The sequence below is a fragment of the Winogradskya humida genome, assembly GCF_016862215.1.
In the GTDB taxonomy this organism is placed as follows: domain Bacteria; phylum Actinomycetota; class Actinomycetes; order Mycobacteriales; family Micromonosporaceae; genus Actinoplanes; species Actinoplanes humidus.
In genome coordinates, this window is record NZ_BOMN01000108.1 from 12188 (window position 1) to 29321 (window position 17134).

At 68.5% G+C, this 17134-nt stretch carries 24 protein-coding genes and 1 riboswitch; of the genes, 14 read left to right on the top strand and 10 right to left on the bottom strand.

All coding sequences use genetic code 11. The features are described 5' to 3' along the window. Positions 1-78: 78 nt before the first annotated feature. Complete coding sequence (gene dusB / locus Ahu01nite_RS36800; RefSeq protein WP_203841348.1) at positions 79-1233, bottom strand: tRNA dihydrouridine synthase DusB; 1155 nt, start codon at positions 1231-1233, stop codon at positions 79-81. 29 nt (positions 1234-1262) lie between these two features. Between dusB and Ahu01nite_RS36805 the strand changes: the two genes are divergently transcribed. Further along, positions 1263-1745 carry an XdhC family protein gene (locus Ahu01nite_RS36805; protein ID WP_203841349.1) on the top strand — a complete coding sequence of 161 codons (483 nt, stop codon included), beginning with the start codon at positions 1263-1265 and terminating at the stop codon, positions 1743-1745. A 4-nt stretch (positions 1746-1749) separates the two neighbouring features. Here Ahu01nite_RS36805 and Ahu01nite_RS36810 read toward each other — a convergent pair whose 3' ends face one another. From Ahu01nite_RS36810 to Ahu01nite_RS36830, 5 genes are all read right to left on the bottom strand, one after another. Further along, positions 1750-2022 (bottom strand): Txe/YoeB family addiction module toxin, encoded by a 273-nt coding sequence (locus Ahu01nite_RS36810; RefSeq protein WP_203841350.1) that lies wholly within the window; start codon positions 2020-2022, stop codon positions 1750-1752. Further along, positions 2019-2309 carry a type II toxin-antitoxin system Phd/YefM family antitoxin gene (locus tag Ahu01nite_RS36815; RefSeq protein ID WP_203841351.1) on the bottom strand — a complete coding sequence of 97 codons (291 nt, stop codon included), beginning with the start codon at positions 2307-2309 and terminating at the stop codon, positions 2019-2021. The genes Ahu01nite_RS36810 and Ahu01nite_RS36815 overlap by 4 nt, the downstream gene beginning before the upstream one ends. Positions 2310-2506: 197 nt before the next feature. Beyond that, positions 2507-3886 (bottom strand): glycine--tRNA ligase, encoded by a 1380-nt coding sequence (locus Ahu01nite_RS36820; protein ID WP_203841352.1) that lies wholly within the window; start codon positions 3884-3886, stop codon positions 2507-2509. Between the two features lie 61 nt (positions 3887-3947). After that, on the bottom strand, positions 3948-4448 hold the full coding sequence (locus Ahu01nite_RS36825) for a hypothetical protein (protein ID WP_203841353.1): 501 nt from the start codon (positions 4446-4448) through the stop codon (positions 3948-3950). Positions 4449-4464: 16 nt separating this feature from the next. Beyond that, complete coding sequence (locus Ahu01nite_RS36830; protein ID WP_203841354.1) at positions 4465-4806, bottom strand: antibiotic biosynthesis monooxygenase family protein; 342 nt, start codon at positions 4804-4806, stop codon at positions 4465-4467. A gap of 46 nt (positions 4807-4852) precedes the next feature. Between Ahu01nite_RS36830 and Ahu01nite_RS36835 the strand changes: the two genes are divergently transcribed. From Ahu01nite_RS36835 to Ahu01nite_RS36865, 7 genes are read left to right on the top strand one after another with little or no spacing between them, the layout of a single operon-like run. Beyond that, a complete protein-coding gene (locus tag Ahu01nite_RS36835; RefSeq protein WP_203841355.1) occupies positions 4853-5086 on the top strand; it encodes a DUF6703 family protein in 234 nt (77 codons plus the stop codon). A 55-nt stretch (positions 5087-5141) separates the two neighbouring features. After that, a complete protein-coding gene (locus tag Ahu01nite_RS36840) occupies positions 5142-6074 on the top strand; it encodes a metal ABC transporter substrate-binding protein (RefSeq protein WP_203841356.1) in 933 nt (310 codons plus the stop codon). Continuing rightward, positions 6071-6850, top strand: a complete 780-nt coding sequence (locus tag Ahu01nite_RS36845; protein WP_203841357.1) for a metal ABC transporter ATP-binding protein — start codon at positions 6071-6073, stop codon at positions 6848-6850. Before Ahu01nite_RS36840 ends, Ahu01nite_RS36845 begins: the two co-directional genes overlap by 4 nt. 2 nt (positions 6851-6852) lie before the next feature. Beyond that, positions 6853-7734, top strand: coding sequence for a metal ABC transporter permease (locus tag Ahu01nite_RS36850; RefSeq protein ID WP_203841358.1), 882 nt, complete (start codon positions 6853-6855; stop codon positions 7732-7734). Next, complete coding sequence (locus Ahu01nite_RS36855; RefSeq protein WP_203841359.1) at positions 7731-8048, top strand: ArsR/SmtB family transcription factor; 318 nt, start codon at positions 7731-7733, stop codon at positions 8046-8048. The genes Ahu01nite_RS36850 and Ahu01nite_RS36855 overlap by 4 nt, the downstream gene beginning before the upstream one ends. Next, positions 8045-8455, top strand: a complete 411-nt coding sequence (locus tag Ahu01nite_RS36860) for a Fur family transcriptional regulator (RefSeq protein ID WP_203841360.1) — start codon at positions 8045-8047, stop codon at positions 8453-8455. The genes Ahu01nite_RS36855 and Ahu01nite_RS36860 overlap by 4 nt, the downstream gene beginning before the upstream one ends. Positions 8456-8495: 40 nt before the next feature. Continuing rightward, positions 8496-9095, top strand: coding sequence for a hypothetical protein (locus Ahu01nite_RS36865; protein WP_239159454.1), 600 nt, complete (start codon positions 8496-8498; stop codon positions 9093-9095). Here the strand turns inward: Ahu01nite_RS36865 and Ahu01nite_RS36870 are convergent. Beyond that, a complete protein-coding gene (locus Ahu01nite_RS36870; protein ID WP_239159438.1) occupies positions 9079-9600 on the bottom strand; it encodes a DUF6328 family protein in 522 nt (173 codons plus the stop codon). The genes Ahu01nite_RS36865 and Ahu01nite_RS36870 overlap by 17 nt on opposite strands. Before the next feature lie 57 nt (positions 9601-9657). After that, positions 9658-10473, bottom strand: a complete 816-nt coding sequence (locus tag Ahu01nite_RS36875; RefSeq protein ID WP_203841362.1) for an alpha/beta fold hydrolase — start codon at positions 10471-10473, stop codon at positions 9658-9660. 141 nt (positions 10474-10614) lie between these two features. Then, positions 10615-10722: riboswitch (TPP riboswitch) on the top strand. 65 nt (positions 10723-10787) lie between these two features. Between Ahu01nite_RS36875 and Ahu01nite_RS36880 the strand changes: the two genes are divergently transcribed. From Ahu01nite_RS36880 to Ahu01nite_RS36905, 6 genes are all read left to right on the top strand, one after another. Further along, complete coding sequence (locus tag Ahu01nite_RS36880; protein WP_203841363.1) at positions 10788-11384, top strand: ECF transporter S component; 597 nt, start codon at positions 10788-10790, stop codon at positions 11382-11384. 2 nt (positions 11385-11386) lie between these two features. Continuing rightward, the gene (locus Ahu01nite_RS36885; RefSeq protein WP_203841364.1) at positions 11387-12805 is read left to right on the top strand and encodes an ABC transporter ATP-binding protein; all 1419 of its coding nucleotides are present in this window, start codon (positions 11387-11389) and stop codon (positions 12803-12805) included. Further along, positions 12802-13578 carry an energy-coupling factor transporter transmembrane component T family protein gene (locus Ahu01nite_RS36890; RefSeq protein WP_203841365.1) on the top strand — a complete coding sequence of 259 codons (777 nt, stop codon included), beginning with the start codon at positions 12802-12804 and terminating at the stop codon, positions 13576-13578. Before Ahu01nite_RS36885 ends, Ahu01nite_RS36890 begins: the two co-directional genes overlap by 4 nt. A 43-nt stretch (positions 13579-13621) precedes the next feature. Further along, a complete protein-coding gene (locus Ahu01nite_RS36895) occupies positions 13622-13828 on the top strand; it encodes a type II toxin-antitoxin system VapB family antitoxin (RefSeq protein WP_203841366.1) in 207 nt (68 codons plus the stop codon). Next, a complete protein-coding gene (locus Ahu01nite_RS36900) occupies positions 13828-14253 on the top strand; it encodes a PIN domain nuclease (protein ID WP_203841367.1) in 426 nt (141 codons plus the stop codon). The genes Ahu01nite_RS36895 and Ahu01nite_RS36900 overlap by 1 nt, the downstream gene beginning before the upstream one ends. Before the next feature lie 154 nt (positions 14254-14407). Then, positions 14408-14629, top strand: a complete 222-nt coding sequence (locus tag Ahu01nite_RS36905) for a hypothetical protein (RefSeq protein ID WP_203841368.1) — start codon at positions 14408-14410, stop codon at positions 14627-14629. 77 nt (positions 14630-14706) lie between these two features. On the opposite strand, the gene Ahu01nite_RS36910 is transcribed toward Ahu01nite_RS36905, so the two are convergent. Further along, positions 14707-15153, bottom strand: coding sequence for a hypothetical protein (locus Ahu01nite_RS36910; RefSeq protein ID WP_203841369.1), 447 nt, complete (start codon positions 15151-15153; stop codon positions 14707-14709). Then, a complete protein-coding gene (locus Ahu01nite_RS36915) occupies positions 15150-16862 on the bottom strand; it encodes a twin-arginine translocation signal domain-containing protein (protein ID WP_203841370.1) in 1713 nt (570 codons plus the stop codon). The genes Ahu01nite_RS36910 and Ahu01nite_RS36915 overlap by 4 nt, the downstream gene beginning before the upstream one ends. Positions 16863-17134: the final 272 nt, after the last annotated feature.

A 17134-nucleotide genomic window follows, 5' to 3' on the forward strand; every position in this document is an offset into this window, starting at 1 on the left:
ATTTTAATGCCGAGCAAAGACCATCAGGCCCCGCTATCCGAAACGCGACGCAGCCGTTTAACCGGCATCCGGCTCGGGTCAGCCGCCGCTGTTCTCCATTTCGGCGCCCTCGGGGACGGTGTCGTCGTCGCGGCTGTCGAGCCAGCCGTACGGCAGGGTGACCTTGCCCGGGGCGTTGATGCGGCCGCGGGGCTGGCCGAGGGATTCGCGGGGGAAGGGGAGGTCGGCTTCGAGCTTGGCGAGCAGGTCGTCGAGCTGGGCCAGAGACGTCACCATGGCCAGGGCGCGGCGCAGTTCGCCGCCGACCGGGAAGCCTTTCAGATACCAGGCGACGTGCTTGCGGAAGTCGGCGCAGCCGTGGCGTTCGTCCCCGAGAGCGTCGACCAGCAGGTGGGCGTGGCGGGACATGATCGCGGCGACCTCGCCGAGGTTGGGGAGCTCCTGCGACTCGATCCCGAGATAGGCGGCCTGCAGGTCCTTGAAGAGCCAGGGCCGGCCGAGGCAGCCACGGCCGACGACCACGCCGTCGACGCCGGTGTGGTCGACCATGCGCATCGCGTCGGCGGCTTCCCAGATGTCGCCGTTGCCGAGGACCGGGACGTCGAGGGCCTGTTTGAGGGTGGCGATCGCATCCCAGTCGGCGACGCCGGAGTAGCGCTGCTCGGCCGTGCGGGCGTGCAGGGCCACCGCGGCGACGCCGGCTTCCTGGGCGATCAGGCCGGCTTCGACGTACGTCAAATGGTCGTCGTCGATGCCCTTGCGCATCTTGATGGTGACCGGGATCCCGAAGGGCGCGGCGGCCTCGACGGCCTGCTTCACGATCCGCCCGAACAGCTTGCGCCGCCAGGGCAGCGCGCTGCCGCCGCCACGGCGGGTCACCTTCGCCACCGGGCAGCCGAAGTTCAGGTCGATGTGATCGGCCAGGTTGTTGTCGGCCACCATGCGCACGGCGGCGGCGGTCACGTCCGGGTCGACGCCGTACAGCTGCAGGCTGCGAAAGTCCTCGTCCGGCCCGAACTCGATCATCTTGAGCGTCTTCGGGATCCGCTCCACCAGCGCCCGGGTGGTGATCATCTCGCACACGTAGACGCCGCCGCCCTGTTCCCGGCACAGCGAACGGAAAGCGACATTGGTGATGCCGGCCATCGGCGCCAGCACCACCGGCGGCCAGGCCTCGTGCGTGCCGAGCTTCAGCGGCTTGGCGGAGAGTGCGAGAGTCACATCATCGAGCATGGCACACCGCCCTCTGGCACAGTCAAAGCGTGCAGCCCGAGCAGAGCCCCCGCCACCTGGTAGCCGTCTTCGACTCGCCGGTCGCCGCCGCCCTCATCCGCCTCGGCCTCGACCTGGGCTTCCGCACCACCCTCCTCGAGCCGGACCCCACCGTCCTGCAGGGCCCACCCGGCCCGCACGGCGACTCGCTGGTCGCCGACCTCCAAGCAGCAGAGATCACCGAGCACACCGACATCGTCCTCACCGACCATCACCGCCCCGAGCTCGGCCAGATCCTCAAGGACGCCCTGAGCACCGACGCCCGCTGGATCGGCATCATGGGCAACCCCCACCACGAGGGCCCCCACCTCGCCGCCCTGCAGAAACTGGGCGTCCCCGACAACGAGATCGCCCGCATCCACCGCCCGATCGGCCTCAACATCGGCAGCAGAACCCCCGCCGAGATAGCCGTCTCCACCCTCGCCGGCCTCATCGCCGACCGCAACAACCGCCCCGGCGGCTTCACCTTCTGAAGGCTCACTTACCGCCGTAGTGGCCACGGCACGCCGCGATCTCCAGGTCGTCCCCGCGAATCCGATAGATCAGCCGGTGCTCCTCGGTGATGCGACGTGATGACCAGCCGGACAATGGTCCCTTCAACAGCTCGGGTTTACCGAGGCCTCCTCCCTGCGGATCCCGCTGCACGTCCAGAACCAACCTGCTGATCCGGCGCGCCATCTTCACGTCGTTCTGCAGCCAGGCGTCGTAGTCGTCCCAGGCGTCAGGGGTGAAGACGACACGAAGACTCACGCCGCCCTGTCCGAGGGTGCCGGCGCTGGTTCGTCAACACCCAGCAATGGGTGCTCCTGCAGCAGTCCCGCGTCGGCCTGGGCAATGCTCTCCAGCAGCCGGCGGGCGTTCGAGGCTGACCCGAGGACGTGCAAGGTCTCCTTCATGGAATTCCACTCGTCGAGGGAAACCATGACGACGGCCTTGCCACCGCCGCGGGGAATGACGCATTCCTCGGCATCGTCGATCACCGCGTCGACCACTGCGGCGAGGTTCTTCCGGACATCACTGATGGTCAGCACCTTCATCACAACCCCCTCGGTAGTACGTTTCGACGTACCACCGAGCGTACAACTCAAGGGTGCCAAGGACTCTTCCCTACGGAGCAAATGACTCAGAAACACGCTCACAGAGTACCGCGTAAAGTTGACCATTGACTACCCTGGAGAATAAGAACGGCCCGCCTCCGAAGTGATCGGGGGCGGGCCTGGGAAACGAGGCTGGGTCAGCAGCCGGGGAGGCGTTTGATGAGGTAGTCCTCGATCTGGTCGAGGGCGACCCGTTCCTGCTTCATGGTGTCGCGGTCGCGGACCGTGACGGCGTCGTCGGTGAGGGTGTCGAAGTCGACGGTGATGCAGAAGGGGGTGCCGATCTCGTCCTGGCGGCGGTAGCGGCGGCCGATGGCCTGGGAGTCGTCGAATTCGACCATCCAGCGTTTGCGGAGGGTCTCGGCGAGGCCGCGGGCCTTCGGGGAGAGCTCCGGGTTGCGGGAGAGCGGGAGGACGGCGACCTTGACCGGGGCGAGGCGGGGGTCGAAGCGCATGACCGTGCGCTTGTCGACGCCGCCCTTGGTGTTGGGGGCCTCGTCCTCGTCGTAGGCCTCGAGGAGGAAGGCCAGGACCGCGCGGGTGAGGCCGGCGGCGGGCTCGATGACGTACGGGACCCAGCGTTCCTGCTTTTCCTGGTCGAAGAAGGAGAGGTCGACGCCGGAGTGCTTGGAGTGGGTCTTGAGGTCGAAGTCGGTGCGGTTGGCGACGCCTTCGAGCTCGGCGAATTCGGTGCCGCCGAACTGGAAGCGGTATTCGATGTCGACCGTGCGCTTCGAGTAGTGGGAGAGCTTCTCCTTGGGGTGCTCGAAGAAGCGCAGGTTCTCCTCCGACAGCCCGAGGTCGAGATACCAGTTCCAGCGCTGCTGGAGCCAGTATTCGTGCCATTCCTCGTCGGAGCCGGGGGCGACGAAGAACTCCATCTCCATCTGCTCGAACTCGCGGGTCCGGAAGATGAAGTTGCCGGGGGTGATCTCGTTGCGGAAGGACTTGCCGACCTGGGCGATGCCGAACGGCGGCTTCTTGCGGGCCGCGGTCGCGACGTTGTTGTAGTTGACGAAGATGCCCTGGGCGGTCTCGGGGCGCAGGTAGTGCAGGCCGTCGGCGCTCTCGGTGGGGCCGAGGTAGGTCTTCATCAGGCCGTTGAACATCTTGGGCTCGGTGAACGTACCCTTGTTGCCGCAGTTGGGGCAGTTGAGCTCGCTGAGCGAGGTGGGCGGCGCGCCGTGCTTGGCCTCCCAGGCCTCCTCGAGGTGGTCGGCGCGGAAGCGTTTGTGGCACGACTGGCACTCGGTCAGCGGGTCGACGAAGGCGTCGATGTGGCCGGAGGCCGTCCACACGTCGCGGGCCAGGATGACGGCGGAGTCGAGGCCGACGATGTCGTCGCGCTGCTGGACCATCGTCTTCCACCACTGCTGGCGGACGTTGTCCTTCAGCGCCACCCCGAGCGGACCGTAGTCCCACGCCGAACGGGTGCCTCCGTAGATCTCGCTGGAGGGGAAGACGAAGCCACGGCGCTTGGCCAGGCTGACGACGGCGTCGATACGGTCGGCGGGCATGTTCCTCCTACGCCGGCTGGTTGTCGGCGAGAACGTAGCGGATGTGGACGAAATGAGGAGATTACTCCTCGATACTGCACACTTCGAAGCGACCGGTCGAGGTGTTTTGCTCGAGGACGGCCTCCAGCTCGGCGCGGGAACCGTCCGCGTAGCGCACCTCGACCGGAACGGTGAGGCGCACCAGGGACACGTCGCCGAGGTCGTAGTCGACGATCGGCTCCTGACCGGAGACCTGCTCGGTGAACTCGGACTCGCTCTGCGACGAGCGCGCCGACTCGCAGAGCATGTCGTAGGCGTCGCTGTAGTTGCGGTCGCGGACGGCGTCGAGATAGTCGGCCACGACAGCGTCGGCCTGCTCGTTGAGGGCCTTGCCGCCGACCGCGCCGATCCCGATGACGGCGGCCAGCCCGACCCCGAAGATGAGCAGCACGGCCCCGATGGCCAGCGCGATGCTCGTGCCGAGCCGCCGCCCGCGCCCCTCAATCGGTGGCGCGGGGAAGGGCGGATGCACGCCGGGTCCCTGCGGGGGAGGCGGAGCCGAGAAACCAGCCGGAGCCGTCATGCGGCAAGCCTACGGGTCAGCGCCAGGGTTCGGCGGCCCGGTCGCTGGCCACCACCTCGACGGGCGAGCCCGGCGCCGCGGAGGCGAGCGTCTCGAAGGCGGACGGCTCGTCGAGCGACTCGGACAACAGCGGGGTGGCGTTCACCTTGACGTCGAAACCGCCGAGCGCGCGCCGGTAGGCTCCGACGGATTCCCACTCGGTGACCAGCGTCCAGTAGCCGGGGTCGTCGAGCGCGCGGGTGAGCCGGCCGGAGAGGTATCCGGTGCTCGCGGCGAGGGCGGCCAGGGCGGCATGTGCCCGCCCGGCGAACGATTCCTGCGTGTCGGACGGGACGACAAAACGGTTCAGCACCAGCATGACGTGAGCCTACGCACACCGCCCGGGGAGAGCCGAAGTGAACCTGATGCGCCGACTGGCGACCGTGAACCCGACGACCGCCTTCATCATCGCGCTGACGTTGCTGCTCGCGGGGTTGTTCCTGCCGGGCATCATCGGCGGCGCCCTGCTGTTCCTGCTGGGCGTGGCGATGGCCGCCCTCACGTTCACGACCTGGCCGGTCCAGTCCACCGCGGTCCGCACGATCCGGGTGATCATGCTGGCCCTGCTGTTCGCAGCGGCTGTGACGAAGACGATCTAGAAACCGACCCATGCGCTTTTGACAATCATTACCATTATCGGTCATTGTTGATGCCATGCCGCCGTCCCCCCGACTCCGCATCGCCGCCGCGCTCACCGCGGCCACGCTGGTGCTGGCCGGGTGTGCCGCCCGCTCCGACGGGTTCAGCGACGGCCGCCTCGATGTCGTGACCGCGTTCTACCCGCTGCAATACCTCGCCTCGCGGATCGGCGGCGCCGAGGTGTCGGTCACCGACCTCACCAAGCCGGGCGCAGAGCCGCACGACGTCGAGCTCAACCCGCGCCAGGTCGGCCGGGTCGCCGACGCCGGCCTGGTGATCTATCTCAAGGGCTTCCAGCCCGCGGTCGACCAGGCCGTCGCCCAGGAGGCCGCCGACCGGTCCCTCGACATCAGTACGGTCGTGCGGCTGCTGCCCGCCGAGGAGCACTCCCACGAGCCCGGCGAGGACGAGCACGCCGAGGCGAACGGCAACGCCGACCCGCACGTCTGGCTCGACCCGCTCCGCTACGAGCAGATCGCCCAGGCCGTCGCCGACCGGCTGGCACAGATCGACCCACAACACGCGGATACCTACCAGAGTCGCGCCGCAGCCGTGAAAAAAGAGCTCCAGAACCTCAACACCGCCTACGCCGCGGCCCTCAAAACCTGCCAGCGCCGCGAAATAGTCACCAGCCACGCCGCCTTCCACTATCTGGCGGACCGCTACGGCCTGACCGAGGTCGGCATCACCGGCATCTCCCCCGAGGCGGAGCCCTCCCCGCAGCGCCTCGCCCACGTCGCCGAGGAGGCGAGAGCCACGGGAACCAGCACGATCTTCTTCGAGACCCTGGTCAGTCCCAAGGTCGCCGAGACCATCGCCCGGGAGGTGGGTGCGAAGACGGCGGTCCTCGACCCGCTCGAGGGCGTGACCGAGGCGGGTGCGGACTACTTCACGGTCATGCGTACCAATCTGAATGCCCTGACCACGGCCCTGGGGTGCAGCTCATGAGCGTTGTAGCGGTCCGGCACGGCGCGGTCACCTATGGCGGCCGGCACGTGCTGCGGGACGTCAGCTTCGAGGTCGCGACCGGCCAGGTGGTGGCCATTCTGGGTGCGAACGGTTCCGGCAAATCCACCCTGGTGCGCACGATCCTCGGCCTGGTCCCGCTGGCGGGTGGGGAGATCGATCTTTTCGGTACGCCCCGAGCCCGCTTCCGCACGTGGGCCCGCATCGGGTACGTACCCCAGCGCATCGGAGCGGGCAGCGGAGTCCCGGCAACAGTCGGCGAGGTCGTGGCATCCGGGCGCCTCGCCCGCCGCGGCATCTTCCGCCCCGCCCGCGCGGCCGACCGTGACGCCGTACGCGCAGCGCTGGAGGACGTCGGGCTGCTCGACCGGATCAACGACCCGGTCACCACCCTCTCCGGCGGTCAGCAGCAGCGCACCCTGATCGCCCGTGCGCTGGCCGGCCGCCCCGACCTGCTGGTGCTCGACGAGCCCACGGCCGGAGTCGACGCCGCGAGCCAGGAGGCGTTCGCCGCCGTGCTGGGCCGCTTCGCCGAGCGGGGCGGCACGATCCTGCTGGTCGCGCACGAGCTGGGCCCCCTGGAGCCGCTCATCGACAAGGCAGTCGTCGTGCACGACGGGCGCATCGCCTACGAGGGCCGCGTCCCGGAGCCGGCCGGCCACCACGCCGCCCCGGGTCACGACCACGTCCACCCGCACGCCGAGCCCGAACGCCCCGCGATCTGCGTAGCGCCCACCGACCGATTGCCGGCGAATTAGTCATGGACCTTTTTCAGTACGACTTCATGATCCGGGCCCTGGTCGGCGCGCTGATCATCGGGCTGACGGCGCCGGCGCTCGGCATCTATCTCGTGCAGCGCCGGCTCTCGCTGATCGGCGACGGCATCGGTCACGTGGCGCTCACCGGTGTCGGCGTCGGGTTGTTGCTCCAGCAGTCCCCGGTGCTCACGGCGGTCATCGTGTCCGTGGTCGGCGCGATCGGTGTGGAGCTGGTGCGCGAGCGTGGGCGTACATCAGGGGACCTTGCTCTTGCCCTGCTCTTCTATGGGGGCATCGCGGGCGGCGTGGTGCTGGTCGGGCTCTCCGACAGCAACAGCGGCAACCTCGTGCAGTACCTCTTCGGCTCGCTGATCACCACCACCCGCGCGGACGTCATCGTGATCGCGGTCCTGGGCGTCGCCGTGCTGGTCGCGATGCTCGCGCTGCGCCCGGCGCTGTTCGCGGTCTGCAACGACGAGGAGTACGCGAAGGTTTCGGGGCTCCCCGTGCGTACGCTCAATCTGTTGCTGGCAGTGACCACAGCCGTGACCGTGACGATCGCCATGCGCACCGTGGGGTTGCTGCTCGTCAGCGCGCTGATGGTCGTGCCGGTGGCGGCCGCGCAGCAGGTCACCCGCGGTTTCCGCACGACGATGGCGGTGGCGATGCTGATCGGGGTGGTCGCCGCGGCGGCCGGCGTCACCGTCTCCGGCGAGGTCGACACGCCCCCGGGCGCGACCATCGTCATCCTGGCCATCGCCGTCTTCCTCGCGATCACGGTGGGCTCCACGGTCTGGCGGGTGGTGCGCCAGAGGATGAACCTGGACGGCAACCACCAGCACGCCGAACCCTCCGACGTCGTTCTGCAGGCAGGTGCCCGATGAGCTCCGATGTAGCCCCGGGCCAGACCACCGGCTACGAGGCGTACGAAGCAGCCGGCGAACTGCTGCGCGCCCTGTCCGCGCCGATCCGGGTGGCGATCGTCGCCGAGCTCGGCACCGGTGAACGCTGCGTCCACGAACTCGTCGAGAAGCTGGGCGCACCACAGCCCCTGGTCTCGCAGCATCTGCGCGTACTGCGCGGTGCCGGGGTGGTCCGGGGTGCCCGCCGCGGCCGCGAGATCGCATACTCACTGGTGGACGAACACGTAGCGCACATCGTTGCTGACGCCGTAAGCCACGCCAGGGAGGGCTCATGACTGAGGAAACAGTTGTACGCAACACCAAGCAGCGTGCCGCCGTCCGGGATGTCCTTGCCGACTGCGAGGGGTTCCACAGCGCCCAGGACCTGCACGCCCTCCTGCGCGACCGCGGCGAACGCGTCGGGCTCACGACCGTCTACCGCACCCTGCAGGGGCTGGCCGATGCCGGCGAGATCGACGTGATGCGCCCGCCCGGCGGCGAGCATCTCTACCGGCGCTGCAGCCGCGGTCACCACCATCACCTGGTGTGCCGCTCGTGCGGGCGCACGGTCGAGGTGGAGGGACCGGCGGTCGAGAGCTGGGCCGAGAAGATGGCGGGCCGGCACGGCTTCGTCGACATCTCGCACACCCTGGAGATCTTCGGGACGTGCACCGATTGCGCCGCGAAGCAGAAAACGGACTGAGCGTCCGGGCCGCGTCCGTGGGACGCTTTCGCCCGTGAAGATGTACGCCGACCGGCTCCCCACCGCCGTCCGCCAGCTGCTCACCGACCTGCTCGTCGTGTTCTGGGTCTACGCCTGGATCCGAGCCGGCCTCTGGATTAACGACATGGTCGAGAAGCTGGGCGTCCCCGGCCAGAAACTGCAGGACGCCGGCACGGGCATCGCCGGCAACCTGAACGACATCAGCGGCAAGGTCGGCCGGGTGCCGCTGGTCGGCGACGACCTGACCTCCCCCTTCAAGAGCGCGGCCGGCGCTGCGGCCAGCATCGCCGACGCCGGGCGCCAGCAGCAGGAGATCATCGACAACCTGGCCCTCGCCATGTCGCTGCTGATCATCGCCGTGCCGCTGGCCCTGGTGCTCTTCCTCTGGCTGCCGCTACGGCTGCGCTGGATGCGCCGCGCGGGGGTGGCCGTCAAGGTCCGCAACGAGCCGGCCGGCAAGGACCTGCTCGCCCTGCGCGCCCTGGCCAGCCGACCGCTCAACGAGCTCACCAAGCTCGGCCCGGACATCGCCCAGTCCTGGCGCAACGGCGACGCCGCCGCGGTCGACGCCCTCGCCGCCCTGGAGCTCAGGGACCTGGGTCTCAAACCGGCTCGTTGAGCGCTTCCTCGTCCTCTTCCTCGGCATCCTCGTCCATCCAGTTCTTGCGGGCGAACGGGATCGCGGCCCAGAACGTGAGGAACCACGCGGCGGTGATCCCGGTGAAGATCACGGCTGCCCAGATGTTCAGCAGGTAGTCGGTGATCAGGAAGACGCTGCTGACCATCGAGACGAGCATGAAGGCCAGGCCGCCCGTCGCCATCCGGTGCGCGTAGCGGACCAGCTCCGGTTTGCGGCCCTGGCGGAACAGTGCCCGGTGGAACGCCACCGGCGAGATGATCATCGCGGTGGCGAAGGCCGCGGCGATCAGCGCGACGACGAACGTGTCCTTCTGCAGCTCCGTGGTGTTGGGGAACCCGCTGCTGAACGGCAGGGTGAGCAGGAACGCGAAGAGGATCTGCACGCCGGTCTGTGCTACCCGGAGCTCCTGCAACAGGTCCGCGAAGTTGCGGTCCCAGCGCTGTTTCTCCGACTCGTGTTTCATCCGGCGCTTCTCGGCGGCCATCAGGTCGTCTCCTTAGCGTCACTTTGTGGCGCCTGAAGTGCCCCGGCCCAGGCAGCGTCAAACGCCGATGCGCGCCAGGGCGACCTCGGCGAGCGCCTTCGGGGCCTCCTCCGGCACCCAGTGCCCGATGCCGCGCAACGCGACGAAGCGGTAGTCCGCCGACACCCAGGTCGCGGTGGACAGCGCGGCAGGGCGGCCCACGACCGGGTCACCGTCGCTCCACACGTACGTCGTCGGCACGGTGATCGTGCCCACGCCGGCGAGGTCGCGGCCGGAGAGTGCGCGGTACCAGTTCAGCGCCCCGGTCAGCCGGCCCGGTTCGGCCATGGCGCGGGCGTACATCGCGGCGCGTGGCCCGATCGGGCGCATCAACCGCCGCAACACCGCGCCATCCCGGGCCAGGAGGATCCGTTCGGCCACCGGGGACTGGAAGATCTTCATGTACGCGAACCGCGCCCGCTGCGACGGCTGGTTCCGCAACGCCACGGCGAGCCCGCGCGGATGTGGCACCGAGACGGCGGTGAGGGTGTGCAGCCGCTCCGGATGCGCGGCGGCCAGCACCCAGGACACCTGCGCACCCCAGTCGTGCCCGATGACGTGCGCCTTCTCGATGCCGAGCGCGTCGAGTACGCCCACGGCGTCATCGGCAGCCTTGGTGATCGCGTAGTCGGCGACGTCGGCAGGTCGCGCGCCGGGTGAGTATCCGCGCTGGTCGAGGGCGTACGTGCGCAGCCCCGCCCCGTGCAACCGCGGCAGGATAAGGTCGAATTCGCGGTGATCCTGCGGAAACCCGTGCAGAAGGAGCACCGGGACGCCGTCCTCGGGCCCCGCCGCATGGACGTCGAACGTGTACCCGCCGGCCTTGATCTCCATGTGACCCCTCCAACGCTGTCCCACATCACCCCACGGTGTTAGCGTCATCGAAACACAAGCAGCAGTGAGGTTTGTTCGCGACGGTGGAGATCAAGTGCGCACATTGCGCACCGTCGGTCTCAAGGTAGGTCGCGAACAAACCTCATCCGACAGGGGAGCGCACAGCGCTGAGAGTGCGGGTTGACTACCCGCAGACCCTAGAACCTGATCTGGGTAATGCCAGCGCAGGGAGCTCGGTCTTTTCTCCAGCCGCGCCGTGTCCGGGTAACCCCGGCGACGGCGTGCGTCTCCTCCCACCACCCCTGGGAGGGAACATGAGCAGCACCGGAAACACCAAGTACCGATGGCGCACGATCGACATCGTGATCGCCTCCGTGATCGCCGTCGCGTTCGGCGTCATCTTCTGGGCCTGGAACATCGTGTGGGGCGCCACCGAGGGCGCGTTCGCGTTCTTCCCGCCGGCGCAGACGCTGCTCTACGGCATCTGGCTCATGCCCGCCGTGCTCGCCGGACTCATCATCCGTAAGCCCGGCGCGTCGCTCTACACCGAGACGGTCGCGGCACTCATCTCGGCGCTGCTCGGTGCGCAGTGGGGAGCCGTGATCATCCCGCAGGGCCTCGTGCAGGGGCTCGGGGCGGAGCTGGCGTTCGCGCTCCTCGCGTACCGGTCATGGAAGCTGCCGGCGGCGCTGCTGGCCGGAGCCCTCACGGGTCTGAGCGCGGCCCTTTTTGACTTCTTCGCGTGGAACGCGTCCTACGCCCTGTGGGACTACCGCATCCCGTACGCCCTGCTCACCGTCGTGAGCAGCACGATCATCGCGGGCGTGGGCAGCTGGGCGCTGACCCGTGCCCTCGCACCGACCGGGGTGCTGGACCGCTTCGCCGCGGGCCGGGACCGGGCGCTGGTCTGACCGTGAGTGAGGTCGTGCTGCGCGGGTTCGGCTGGCGTCACGCCGGTCGCCGTAACTGGGCCGTGCGCGGCGTCGACCTGCACATCCGTGCCGGCGAACGGGTGCTCCTGCTCGGACCTTCGGGTTCCGGCAAGAGCACCCTGCTCGCCGCGCTGGCCGGGCTGCTCCCGGAGGACTCCGGTGAGTCCGAGGGCACGGTCACCGTCGGTGGCCGCCCCGGCATCCTCTTCCAGGATCCGCAGACCCAGCTCGTGATGGCCCGCAGCGGCGACGACGTGGCGTTCGGCCTGGAGAACACGGGCGTACGCGCAACCGACATCTGGCCCCGGGTCAGTGACGCGCTCGACCGGGTCGGTTTCGCGTACCCGATCACCCGCCAGACCCACGCCCTCTCCGGCGGCGAGCAGCAGCGCCTGGCCCTCGCCGGCGTCCTGGCCCTGCGCCCCGGCCTGGTCCTGCTCGACGAACCGACCGCCAACCTCGACCCGCCCGGCGCCGAGCTGGTCCGCGAGGCGATCGCCAAGGCCCTCGACCCGGACACCACGCTGATCATCGTCGAACACCGGGTCGCGGAGGCGCTCCCCCTGGTCGACCGCGCGGTAGTGCTCGAGCCCGGCGGCGGCGTCATCGCCGACGGCGCCCCCGAGGTCATCTTCGCCGGCCACGGCCCCGCCCTGGCTGAGCAGGGCGTCTGGGTGCCGGGTTACTCCCTGCCCCGGTTCCAGGCCGTTTCCACTCCCGCCGATCATTTGGTACGCGCAGAGCACGTCACCGTGCGCGACCGCCTCCCCCCGATCTCACTCGCGGTCAGCAGCGGCGAAGTACTCGCGGTCACCGGCCCGAACGGCGCCGGCAAGTCGACAATGGCCCTCGTCATGGGCGGCCTGCTCGCCCCGGCCTCGGGCCGCGTGACAGCCTTCGACGACCCGAAGCCCCCGCACCGCTGGCGCGCCCGGCTGCTCGCCGAGCGCATCGGCTCGGTCTTCCAATCCCCGGAACACCAGTTCGTCACGTCCCGCGTCCACGACGAACTCGCCCTCGGCCCCCGCCGCCAGGGCCGCTCCCCCGCCGAGGTCACCCGCATCGTCGACGACCTGCTGTCCCGCCTGCGCCTGACCGCCCTCGCCGGCGCCAACCCGCACACCCTCTCCGGCGGCGAGGCCCGCCGCCTCAGCGTGGCAACAGCCGTGGCCACCGCCCCCCGCCTGCTCGTCCTCGACGAACCCACCTTCGGCCAGGACCGCAGCACCTGGATCGAACTCGTCGCCCTCCTGGCGGCCCTCCGCGACGAAGGCCACGGCATCCTCGCCGTAACCCACGACGAAGCCTTCGTCACGTCCCTGGCCGACCGCGTCCACGACCTCACCCCGGCTTCCCCCCTCCCCCGCCGCAACACGTCCCGCTTCGGACCCTCCACATGAGCCTCGCTGTCCTGGCACGCCGCAATCCGGTAGCAAAGCTCGGCGCGGCGCTGCTGTTCTCCCTGCCGCTGGTGGCCACCCTGGACCCGGTCACCCCGGCCCTGGCCCTGCTCATCGAGCTGCTCGCCCTGCCGTTCTTCGGCCTGCGTTACTCGGTTGTCCTCCGCCGCGCCTGGCCCCTCGCCGTGGCCGCCGCCGGCATCCTCGTCACGATGACGCTGTTCGCATCAGACCGCAGCGGGTCGGTGGTGACGTCCCTCGGCCCCTTCGTCATCACCACCGGCGTCATCAGAGACGCCCTCGGCCTGGTCCTGCGCGTCTTCGCCGTAGCTCTCCCCGGCATCATCGTCTTCGCCACCACCGACCCCACCGACCTCGCGGACGCGTTGGTGCAGAACGCCAAAGCCCCCGCCCGGTTCGCCATCGGGGCGCTGGCCGCTTTCCGAATGATCCCGCTGCTCACCTCGGAGTGGCAGATGCTGTCCCTGGCCCGCCGTGCCCGCGGCATCGACGCCGGGCGCAATCCCCTGGCAAAGCTCCGGCTGTTCGGCTCCACGGCGTTCGCCTTGCTGGTGGGAGCGTTGCGTCGGGGCGGGCGACTGGCCACCGCGATGGACGCCCGCGGCTTCGATTCAGGCCTCCCCAGAACCTTCGCAAGAATCCAAAAATTCAGCCCAGCCGATGTCGCGCTCCTAGTAGTCACTGCGCTAGCATCAGGAGCAGCCCTCACAGTCAGCATCCTGACGGGCTTCTTCAACCCCATCATCGGCTGAAAGGATTCTAGAATTGGCACCAGACACAAGCCTGGAGGACGCCATGACGAGAACTTCCATCGATATCGATGACGTGGCACTCGCCGAGGCAGCCGCCTTCTACGGCACCAAAACCAAGAAAGACACCGTCAATGCGGCCCTCCGCGACGTCGCCGAGCGAGCAAAGCGACTGGAGGCTCTGGACGCGCTGGCCGCAATGGGCGCGGCCGGTGACTTCGACACGCTTCTTGACAAACGGAACTACCGCTGATGAGCGCCAGGAAATTTCTCGGCGACACCAGCGCATTCACTCGCCTTTCGAATAATGAGGAGGTTCGCACCGCCTGGAAGGAGCGGCTCTCCCAGGGCTTGATCAGCGTGTGCCCAGTCACTGAACTAGAGATACTTTTCAGCGCCCGCTCCCAAGAACATCGCCACATGATGGAAGCTCGCCTAGAGAATCTCTACCCCTGGGTGACCATGCCGGACCAGGTGTACAAACGCGCCAAAGAAGTTCAGGCCTCCCTCACCAAACACGGGAAACATCGTTCCGCCGGCCCAGTCGACCTCCTCGTCGCAGCGGCAGCCGAACTGCAAGACCTGACCCTCCTGCACTACGACAGAGACTTCGTGACAATTGCCGAGGTGACCGGCCAGCCGGTCCGGTGGGTCGCTGAGCCGGGCAGCATCGACTGAGTATTCGTCGACGCTGATGCCCAAGCCGATCGTGTCAGTCCGGGCGCACCATCGAAGCTCGGGCTGACAACTCTCGGGTTGTTCGTTTCAGGGGGTGCGGGGCGGGGCACGTCAAGGGCAGGACATTGACGGAGAACGCGAGGAGGTCTTCCCCATGGCAGGCAACGAGCACGACGTCAACCGGAGTGCCAAGACCGGCAAGTTCGTCAAGGAGAGCACCGCGGAGCGGTCTCCCAAGACGACCACGACTGAACATGTCGGTGGCGAGAAGAGCCGGGATGAGCAGGAGGTCAATCGCAGTACGAGCACTGGGCGGTTCGTCAAGGAGACGACGGCTGAGTTGCATCCTGCGACGACCGAGACTCAGCACATCTGATTGTCGGCGACGTTGCTGCCCTCCACGGAAATGGCGTGGGGGGCGGTTTTCGTTTTCCGGTGGGGAACGGCCAGAAGTCAGGCGTGATCGGCGCAGCAGGGGGTGGGGTTGCGGGTTTCGAATGGGACCAGCAGGCCGCCCACGGCGGGCATCACCGTGAGGATCAGGCGGCCGTTGCGCCATTGCGGACGAATGAAGTCGCCGGTTCGGATGAGTCGATCGTCGGTGATCGCGGCGCCGCCGAGGATTTCGATGGCGTTGATTGCGCTGAGTGACAGGATCTCGGCTGCCGGGAGGTCGCCGGTGAGGGTGGACGAGCCGGGGAAGATGACTGCCCGGGCACCCTCGGACGGCGTGTCGGTTACCGCTACGTGCGGGCGCGGTGTGCGTACCAATGTGGTGAAGGCCTGAAGCGGGAGTGGCTGCAGGGTGGTCAGCCAATGGTCGGCCTCGGCCGTGTTGGTGAAGACCGGGGTGACCCCGGCGGCCGGGAAGCCGCCGGGGGTCCGATGAGCGTTCGTCACTTGGGCAGGACCCAGATCGGGTTGGTGTAGAACCAGAGGTCCGCCCACGGGTCGGCGTCGCCGATCACGTCGAGCTGGGGGCCGGACGGGTCGACCGCGGCACCCATCAGGCCGGGCTGGGCGCGGTTGCCGTCCGTGCCGCGCAGGCGCAGGTAGAACGGCTTGTCGAGACGGCCGAGGCTGTACGTGACCGTGAACTTTTTGGTGCCGGGGGTGACCTCGAAGGACTTGACGACCTTCGTGTCGGGGGCCTTGAACGTGTCCTTGTCCGCGACCGGGCCGGTGACCGAGCCGGTGATGACGTCGACGCGCTTGAGGACCGGGATGAAGTGGGCCCAGTTCGGGAGGTCCTGGAGGTCGATCTCGAGGGTGAGCTCGGTGGACGTGCCCCGCTTGACCTGCAGGACACCGCCGAGGGGCGTGCCCGTGGCGGCGCGGCGGTCACCCGCGACTCGGACCCGGGCGTCGAGGTTCTTGATGAGACGGCCGTGGTCGACCCAGACGCGACCGGCGCGCAGGCCGTCCATGACCGCCTTGTACGAGAACGACGTCGCGCCCACGTTCGTGCGGCCGTAGTAGCCGGGCCAGAAATCGCCGGCGGTGGTGTTGAGGGCGCCGCCGCCGTACACGGGGTCGTTGTAGCGGCCGTTGAGTTCGAAGTCGCTGCCGGGGCCTCGTACGGACTGGTCGAGGTAGTTGACGTGGCTGTCCGAGTTGACGGTGATCCACCAGGCGCGGCCCTCGGCGAGCAGGCTGTCCCAGAGGCCGCCGACCGTGGCGGTCATCCAGTCGAAGCCGCCCCACGTGCGGTAGCTCTCCAGCGGGTAACCCGCGTACGACGCTGCCGACGGGTTGTTGTCGTAGTATCCGCGGGCGCCGCCGCGACCGTAAGGGGCCTTGATGCCGGCGGCCTGGTGACCGGGGGCGCCCTCGAAGCCGATGGCGACGGTCGGGTCGGCGTCACGCCAGTTGCGGATCTCGTGCGGCGAGTCGATGCCGCGGCGGGCCGGGTGGTTGGCGAGGAACAGCGCGCCCTCGACCTTGCGCTGGCGGACCTGCTGGCCGAGGAACTTGATGCCGGCGATCGCTGCGGCTTCGTTCTGCGCGTCGGTGTTCGTGGTGGGGAGCTGCGAACCGTCGTACGTCTGCTCGAACTGCTTGAGGACCGCGACTTCATTTTTGCCGGGGTGTACGAACACAGTGGCGTGCTCGGCTGCCGGGATGTTCCACTCGAGGCCCTGGAACGTCAGCAGGTCCTTGAGCTCCGCGCGGGTCGCGAGGATGTCCGGGTTCACCTTGTCCACGCCGATCTTGGCGTGCGCGTTGCTGCCGTGGTCGGTGATGACCAGCCAGTTCAGCCCGTACGCGCGGCCGTTCTTGGCCTGGTCGACGGCCCGGTACTGACCGTCGGAGCTGTACTGCGTGTGGATGTGGTGGTCACCGGCGAGCCATGTGAACCCACCCTTCTCCGTGCCACCGCCGGCCGGGCCGTGTGAGTGCTGCCCGGCGGCGGCTTCCGCTCCCGACGGGACGGCCAGCACTGAGGCAGCCGCGCCGGCGCCGAGGAGTCCGGCGCCGCGCAGGAATCCGCGACGGGACACATCGGAGGGAGAAAGTTCGCTGTCGGGAATGCTCAGATCCAGCGCGGGCGCGACATCCGCGGCGCCGCCGTCCAGCAGGTGATCGTGGTGGTGATGGCCGTGACCCATGTCCGAGGTCTCCCGTTGATCGACGAGGATGACGGCGTCAATGTCTCGGGCCGCCGTCAACACAAGGTGTCGACGTGGTGGACGCGGAGCGAACACAATTGATTGTTCCCGTCAAGAAGCGACGCTCTGAAGAGGTAACCTGCGCCACTCTCAGGTGGGCGTACCCGGGTCGGCCGTAACGGCGCGTTACCGTTGAGCGGGCTCTGGCTTACATTTTCGACCCTGATCCATGGGCCAAACAGGACATAAATTGCATGTTCGCCCTAAAACGC